Source organism: Bacillus sp. AR8-1 (assembly GCF_008042345.1).
Lineage (GTDB): Bacteria > Bacillota > Bacilli > Bacillales > Bacillaceae_G > Bacillus_A > Bacillus_A cereus.
The window spans coordinates 1-584 of record NZ_QNUB01000083.1; the positions used below are offsets into that span (position 1 = coordinate 1).

Below are 584 nucleotides of genomic sequence, written 5' to 3' on the forward strand. Positions count from 1 at the left end.
ACTTTTAGGGGTCACTTCAGTTTCCTCGCTCTTTTTTTATTTGTCATAAACAATATATGATGAAATTTAAGCAATTCTAAATACAGTAAGGCGGATGTTAGTATTTCCTGTCGCAGGGATCGTAATCTCATTAAGAGTAGATTGAACAGAAATTCTTGCACCAGCTGCTAATGTTTCGATTGTAGTAAATGAAAGTGAGTCGCCTATTAAATTTGAAGAGAAATTATCAGTTGCGACTGCTCCATTAATTGAAATTCCTACTCCGAGTGGAGCGCATCCTGGCGCAGTTGTAGAAATGGATACGCTAATTACATAAATACCACCGTTAATAACAGTAACTGTATCTGTGCCGTTGAAGATAATATTGTTTACGTTAATTGCAGTACTAAAAATAAAGTTATTGAATTGCAGTACTGTTTGCTGAATATTGTTTGTTACAACAATTGTTGCTATAGGGAAGCTAGGTCCAGTTGGCCCAGTAGGTCCGGTAGGTCCACCAGAAGGTCCAGTAGGTCCAGTAACTCCTATACCAGTAGCGCCGGTAGCACCCGTTGGTCCTTGAATGCCTTGAGGTCCGGTAGCAC

General features: G+C 39.9%; 1 protein-coding gene. It reads right to left on the reverse strand.

All coding sequences use genetic code 11. From position 1 onward, the window contains the following. Window positions 1–66: 66 nt before the first annotated feature. Window positions 67–584: Gly-Xaa-Xaa repeat protein (locus tag DN400_RS29125; RefSeq protein WP_141108248.1), on the reverse strand; the 518-nt coding region annotated here is incomplete at its 5' end.